Below are 489 nucleotides of genomic sequence, written 5' to 3'. Positions count from 1 at the left end.
AAAACTCAAAAATACTTCCCAAAGCTCACATAAGCTTTAGAACTATAATCATCATCTAGTTTATACTTCTTTAAAGCTCTAGCTAAATCAAGCTTAACATAAAAATTCCCTGTTTTATTATAAAGCAGTTGTAAACCATAAGCATCCATATAGTTTGTATAAGAATCATTCTCATACCAAGAATAACCTATATCATAAAAAGGAGTGATATAAAAATCTTTTAAAGGAGTAGCCATTCTAAGTCCAAAGCTAGCCACTACAGCATTATCTCCTTCTCCATCTCCATTATTGTAAGCCCTTACTCCATAAGGACCTCCTAAAGATATGGTTTCACTACTATCTAATGTAGATCCATTGATAACTTGTTGATAATTTAAACTAAAAAGATGAGTAAAGGTATCATTAAAGAAATAAGCATTGTTAAGATTGACATTGAGTTTAGCAAATTTTCCAAATTCTGCTCCACCTACTTTGCTTGTTCCTATACCT

At 31.1% G+C, this 489-nt stretch carries 1 pseudogene; it reads right to left on the bottom strand.

The window, feature by feature from the left end:
• Positions 1–5 precede the first annotated feature (5 nt).
• A pseudogene (locus ELQ09_RS08175) lies at positions 6–489 on the bottom strand (ShlB/FhaC/HecB family hemolysin secretion/activation protein); the annotation flags it as partial.

The sequence above is a fragment of the Campylobacter sp. CH186 genome, from assembly GCF_004378925.1.
Classification (GTDB): domain Bacteria; phylum Campylobacterota; class Campylobacteria; order Campylobacterales; family Campylobacteraceae; genus Campylobacter_D; species Campylobacter_D jejuni.
Note: the sequence above shows the minus strand (reverse complement) of the source record. Positions and strands in the feature narration are given on the sequence as shown.